This is a genomic window from Bacillus canaveralius (assembly GCF_002860125.1).
Classification (GTDB): Bacteria; Bacillota; Bacilli; order Bacillales; family Cytobacillaceae; genus Bacillus_BJ; species Bacillus_BJ canaveralius.
The window spans coordinates 23863-30480 of sequence record NZ_PGVA01000025.1 but is presented as its reverse complement, the minus strand read 5'-3'; the positions used below and the strand labels follow the sequence as shown (position 1 = coordinate 30480).

Genomic DNA, 6618 nt, shown 5'->3' with positions numbered 1-6618 from the left:
GACACTTACTCGGGTTGGACTTTCACCAACTAGCAATTAACGGCTTGCTGGGCACGCATAAATCAAAAAAGGCAGAAACCCTCACTAAATGTAAGAATTTCTGCCTTTTTGTTTAAAGGGACTTTTTCAGTGGCCTCGAAAACTCCAAGCCTTTTAAATAATTTCATCCGCCAGGAGCACTGCCTTCGGTGTCCTGCCAAATGTCGCTGTATTCCAGGTAGTTTCCACGTAGACTTCGGCAATCTCTGTGTATGGGCTGCCATATTTCTCGGCCCATTCAAGTGCAACTACCGTTTCATACAAATAAGCCAGCTTTTTCATGAGCGGCTTAGCCTCCAGTTCCTGAGTCATCCGGTCGGATGAAGCATAAACCTGGAGCTCCCCGGTAATTTCATGCAGCTTTTCCTCTGCGAATATGACTAGCTCCGTTTGCTTGATGGCGCTTACGCGGCTACGCATCTCTTCGATAAATAATTGGTGAATCGAAAACTTATTGACGAGACGAATGAGCTCATGGGCCAAAATATTGGCGGTGCCTTCCCACACGGTCAGTACTTGGGCATCGCGCAAAAGTCTTGGCGTGACGAAATCCTCGATATAGCCGTTTCCGCCATGCATTTCTATCGATTCATGGGCGAAATGAATCGCCGTTTCCGCTGTTTCCTTTTTCAATATCGCAATGTACAGGCGATGTAGCAACACTTCAGCGTCACTTGCCGTACCGGATGTCACCTTGTCATAAAGTGCGATCAAGTCAAATACAGCGGCAACTTCAACCTGCAGCTTGGCCTGCAGCTTCGATAGGGTCTGTTTGACCATTGGGTATTTCAGCAGGCTGTTTCCAAATGCATGACGGGCACTGGCATACTGTTTTGCCTCGTGATAGGCCCGTTTCATGATGCCGATGGATGCGACCGCGTTGCAGATTCTTGATAGATTCAGTGCCTCCATCATGTAATAGAATCCCCTCGTCTCGTCGCCGACAACATAGGCCTTCGCCCCGTCGAACTCCACTTCACCGGACGGAACAGCCCGCACGCCAAGCTTATCTTTAAGGCGCCGGATGCGGAGCCCATTCAGTTTTCCGTCTTCACCCTTCCAAGGGACAGCGAACAGTGTCAAGCCCTTCGTTCCTTCCGGGGCACCTTCCCGTCTGGCCAGCACCATCGCCACACCGCACCGGCCGGCATTCGAAGCAAAGTACTTTTCACCATACAGCCGGTAATCCTCACCGTCCTTCACTGCCTTGACAACATTGGCGCCGACATCGGAGCCTCCCTGCCGTTCGGTCAGAAAGGTTGCCCCTTCATATAACTCGACATCGCCTGTTGCACAAACATGCGGCAAAAATCTTTTCTTTAACTCGTCACTTGCATAGTGATCGAGCAGATAGGCTGTTGCCATCGTCAGGGTGACCGGACAATAGAAGCCGGGGTCCGTCTGGGATACAAGATAACCTAATGCATAGCTATATACATAATTGCCTGTCGCGCCGAGCTCAGGGATCTCCTTATGAACATACCCGACCATGCCAGTTCCGTATGACTCGACTGCTGTTTTCTCATAGCCTTCATTCACCCATACTTCCGACACTTCTTCGCCGTATTTGTCATAGCGATTGAGCACCGGCTGGCCTTCACGGTCGGTGTGTTTCGCCCGCAGATCGATTTCATTCGCGCATTTTTGCCCGTATTGTGTCAAATGCCCGACAGCATACTCATAAAACTCTGCTGGCAGATGCTGCTTAAGGATTTTCAGAAGCGTTTCATCCCCTGCGAAAAAATTATCGGCGTATAGACTCTTTGCCACCGGCTCTTTTAATACTTTCATTGCTGCACCACCTTATTTTTCAAGGCTGTCTTCAGTATTTTTCCGGAGGCATTCCTCGGCAGCATTTCCACCTGCTCAAATTCGCGCGGAATTTTGAATTTGGTAAGATACTTGCTTAAGAACAGCTTTAATTCTTCGGCATGAATCGGATCGGCAGCGGCAAAAAATGCGGTGACCGTTTCTCCCCACTCCGGATGTGGCACACCAATCACGGCTGCCTCACGGATGCCGGAGAATTTAACAATCGCATCTTCAATTTCTTTTGGATAAATGTTCACACCGCCTGAAATGATGACATCTTTTTTGCGGTCGACAATCCATAGATAGCCATCTTCATCCCGGCGGGCGAGATCTCCAGTCCTGAGCCATTCCCCGAAAAATGTAGCCTTGGTTAGTTCATCGTTTTTATAATAGCCCACCATATTTCCTTCACCGGACAGAACGATTTCACCGACCTCCCCAACCGCGACATCATTGCCGTTTTCATCGACGATGCGCAGCTCCGTATGAAGCGGCGCCCGTTTGCCGATACTCCCGGTCTTCTCGCCATGCTCTTCCGCATGCAAAATCGAACCGCTCGGCCCCGCTTCCGTCAGACCGTAAACACAGGTTAGCCTGTCTGTCTGAAAAGCTTTCGAAACAAGATCGACCTGTTCGGCCGATAATGGTGCACCGCCATACACCCACCATTTCATCGAGGACAGATCATATTTATCGATATCCGGATGCCCAGCCGTCAGTAAATAGGCAACAGGCGCACCGAAAAAATGAGTAGGCTTCGATTCTGAAACCGTTTTCAAAAATAAATCCGGTGTAAATGTTGGCGTCAGGACATGCGTGGACCCGACCACCATGCCTGCCATCAAAAACAGATGAAGCGGTGCGGAATGGGTCAGCGGCATCATGAGAAGCAGTCTGCTCTCCGGTTTCACTTCCAATTCGACGGCAATCATTTGGGCGACTGTAAGGATATTGCGGTAGCTAAATAGAACCCCCTTCGGATCGCCAGTAGTCCCGGATGTATATAAAATTGTTGAAAGATCATCTTCTTTAAGAGTGCATTTGATTTCAGCACTAGGAGCATTTTTCATCAACGCTTCCATGCTCCGCCAGTCACCAATCTGCTCTCCTGTTTTGATTTTTACATCGACCTGCGTGATCTCCTCGATGACAGGGAAGATCATGGCATGGGCAATCAGGCATTTCGCTCCGGAATGGTTGATGACAAACTGAACTTCATCCAGCGCGAATTTGGCGTTGACCGGAACAACAATCGCACCGATTCTCTGTACAGCAAAATAACTGATGACAAACTCAGGTGTATTCGGCATATATAGGCATACGCGGTCTCTCAGCCCGATTCCCTCCGCTGTCAGGGCATATGCCAACTGATTAACCTGTTCATTAAGCTCTGCATACGTGTAATTTCCCTGCGGGCTGATGATCGCTTCCGTCTTTGGGTACTTACGGGCATTGCGAGCCAATAAAGTGGAACTATTCATTGCTCTCCTCCTCCAGCTTAATCAATCTCTTTGAAAACTCTTCCCTCAATTGCAATAACTCTGCTTTCATCTCTGTCAGCTCGGCAATTTTCATATCGATTTCCTGAAGGCGCTGATCTCCAAAACGGATCGTTCTCTCCAGCTGGGCCTTCCCCGTGCGGTCGTAATCAAAAAGCAAAACCATCTCTTTGATTTCCTCCAAGGAGAACCCATACCGCTTCCCGCGAAAAATCAACCTCAGTTTAGCTAGCTCCTTTTTGGAAAAAACGCGATGGTTGCCTTCTGTGCGCTGTGAACTGAGAAGTCCTAGTTCTTCGTAATAACGGATTGTCCTTGCGGAAACACCGAACTGTGCAGCTACCTCTGTGATTGTTTTCAGCCTTATCACCACCCCCAGCATGTAAACCCATTATACAATTGACGTTAACGTTAATTTCAATGGTTTTTATAAAAATCTGAAATATCATAAGTGTTCTGTTCTAAAAACAATGTAAATAGCAGAAAAAGAGCAGGTTTGACCTCATCCCTACTATACCCTGTTTCCTATTCAGTTCATTTGATAATTGTCCTATATCACTCACCATAAGATGTTTAGATTTGTGATTAACTATGTCTTTATATTCAGACAAACTATACCATCTTTACGTTACATAATAGGTTTTTGAAACAAAAAAAAGAAGGACTTGTAATAGCCCCATTCAAAATCTACGAAATGATATTAAACTGCTTAGGTTTCCTCCAAAACTTTTTCCAACAATAAAACGTCAATTTCCTCTAAAGAAGAGATCGTAAAATCAGCGATAGATAAGTCCATAGGAATCTGTTTATGTTTAATTCCTATCTTTTTCATTCCTGCCCGGTCAGCAGCTGTTAATCCATTTAAGGAATCTTCAACAACGATACACTTTCTAGGTTCCATTCCTAATTTAGCCGCGGTGTGAAGGAAAATCTCGGGATTTGGCTTGCTTTCATTAAACTCTTCTCCACTAACTACGAACTGAAAAAATCCATGCAGATCACATTGATCTATCACGTTATTAATTCGGTCCCTATCTGACGATGAAGCCAGTGCAGCAGGTACACCCTCTCTTTTCAGAGTTTCCAATAGCGGTCGTACTCCCGGGCTTAAGATTTCATCAAAACGGACTTCTTTCGAGTTAAAAAAATCTTTTTGGTATTTTATAAGCTCATCTAAGGGCTGCGTCACATTACAAAATTGTTTTATTAATGCCCATTTGCGATTGGCACTGCCGCCAATAAACTGTGATTGAATTACATCGGGAACTATAATGTTTAACTTTTGAAACAACTCTTTATTTAGTGTCTTAAATACGGGTTCGCTATCTACAATGACACCGTCCATATCAAATATAACTGCAAATGAGCTCACTTATTGGTAATCCTCCTTTAAAAGAAAAAGGAGCTATCAAATGAAAGCCCCTTTTCTCTTTAATCCACGTTCCATTCCATGCTTACTAACTGTTCAATTTTTTCTACTTCGGTTCTTCTAGTTTCTTTATTAACTAACGAAGTGTATAAATGGGGAATTACCGTCTCAGCCCCATTTTCAAGACAAGTTTGGACAATTCGATATACGTTATTAACATCAATTCCACCTGTTGGTTCAAAAATCTTCAAACCAGCCTGGGTAGCAGCCTTTACCATTGCTGCTACCTCATCCAATCTCTCATCTCCGTTAATTGGATAGAACTTTACTGAGTGTACACCGATTTCCGCGAGCATCGTAGCTGCCATTTCGCAGGAAACCTTTTCTTTGTATTCGCAGCTGTTTGGTCCTGTAGAAATTATTACTTCCCCAGGTGTTCCGGATGGTTCAATTAATGCATTCATGATCGTGTTAGAAAAATTCAGCTGTGAAATTCGCCCCAGCGTATATCCAGCCGCGGGAAAAACTTGATTAATATGTTCAGGGTGGGTCTTGGCTGAAACATCGGCTACCTTTTTCCACATCGCAGGGTCACCTGCTCCCAAGCCTACTGAAACAGGAATGTTGTTACTTTTGAAAAATTCAACTTGTTCAATAGCAGCTTCGTCATTGGGATAATTTTTCACCATTATGCCTACTAAAACACGATCTCCGGCTACATCAACCAGCTCTTTTGCATTATTGACATCCTTTGCTAATATATTAAAAATAACTCTATGTTTCATGTAAGCTGCTCCTCTTTCAGTATGCTCTTAATTGTACTTGCAATAATTTCTTCCTGTCCCTTAAGTAGAGGGCGGGGATCCACAGCTAAGATGCCTATATTGACATAATGATGGCGCAAGTAAATCGCCGGATTACCGGTTTCCAGACGGTGAAGCAGCTGTTCTGCCGTCGCCCCTGCCAAATCCGCATCAACTTCGATTTGTGCCCGATAAATTGCTCTGCCGGCTTCATCCTGCTTTATGGTGCATTTCAGGCCTTTGACTTCCTCCAGGGCTTGGCATAGCTTTGTCATCCGTTCAATTTGTTCTTCAGCATTGTCTTCTTTAAATGGATATTGCTTTAATGCAGTAATGAGGCCGGCCACCCCTTCTTTTCCGATTTTCATTGGGCGTCCAATTCCTTTATATTGCTTTCGGCAAACTTCCATCCATTCTTTTTTTCCACAGATAAAGCCGGACGTTGGTCCTTCTAGGGCCTTTCCGCCGCTGTAGATCACAATGTCAGCACCCATTTTTATATACTTCTGGAAGTCTTCCTCAGCTGCTGCATCAATAATAAACGGGATATTGTGGTTTTTAGCGATTTCCATCATCGTTTTGATGGGCTGCATTCCTTTTTGAACCGCGTGATGAGACTTAACATAGAACAAAGCAGCCGTTTTATCTGTAATGGCCTCCTCAATATGGTCGGCCTCCACTTTATTGGCGCTTCCTACTTCAACCACTTTTCCGCCCCCAACCCGGATCATTTGTCCAATGGTTGCACCAAAGTGGACTTGCTGGCCCTTTTGAATGATGATTTCATTCTTTAGCCCCTCGGAATCTGGCATTCTCTCAATCAAGGTTAAATTATTACCTGTAATGACGGACGCAACTGTAATGGCAATCCCTGCAGCTGCCCCGCAGGTGGGGCAACCGTCTTCAGCTCCTGTGTATTCAGCAATGACCTGTCCTGCGTATTTCATCATCTCATCTATATCCACATAATCCTGAGATGCCTGCTTTATAGCCTCCGCCACTTCGTCACTAACAGCAGATGCTCCTAATGCCGTCATTTTTCCACTGGCATTAATGACCTTGCGTAATCCAAATGATTCAAAAACACTCATTTTTT

6 protein-coding genes are annotated in these 6618 nt (G+C 45.3%); all 6 read right to left on the bottom strand.

The features are described from left to right. Positions 1-153: 153 nt before the first annotated feature. Positions 154-1830 (bottom strand): acyl-CoA dehydrogenase family protein, encoded by a 1677-nt coding sequence (locus tag CU635_RS11360; protein ID WP_101577493.1) that lies wholly within the window; start codon positions 1828-1830, stop codon positions 154-156. Further along, the gene (locus tag CU635_RS11355; RefSeq protein WP_101577492.1) at positions 1827-3332 is read right to left on the bottom strand and encodes a class I adenylate-forming enzyme family protein; all 1506 of its coding nucleotides are present in this window, start codon (positions 3330-3332) and stop codon (positions 1827-1829) included. The genes CU635_RS11360 and CU635_RS11355 overlap by 4 nt, the downstream gene beginning before the upstream one ends. After that, positions 3325-3720, bottom strand: a complete 396-nt coding sequence (locus CU635_RS11350; protein WP_373270901.1) for a MerR family transcriptional regulator — start codon at positions 3718-3720, stop codon at positions 3325-3327. Before CU635_RS11350 ends, CU635_RS11355 begins: the two co-directional genes overlap by 8 nt. Before the next feature lie 339 nt (positions 3721-4059). After that, positions 4060-4722 (bottom strand): HAD family hydrolase, encoded by a 663-nt coding sequence (locus CU635_RS11345; RefSeq protein ID WP_101577491.1) that lies wholly within the window; start codon positions 4720-4722, stop codon positions 4060-4062. 59 nt (positions 4723-4781) lie between these two features. Further along, positions 4782-5504, bottom strand: a complete 723-nt coding sequence (locus CU635_RS11340; protein ID WP_101577490.1) for a KDGP aldolase — start codon at positions 5502-5504, stop codon at positions 4782-4784. After that, entirely contained in the window at positions 5501-6613 is a 1113-nt protein-coding gene (locus CU635_RS11335; protein WP_101577489.1) for a DgaE family pyridoxal phosphate-dependent ammonia lyase, read from the bottom strand. The genes CU635_RS11340 and CU635_RS11335 overlap by 4 nt, the downstream gene beginning before the upstream one ends. Positions 6614-6618: the final 5 nt, after the last annotated feature.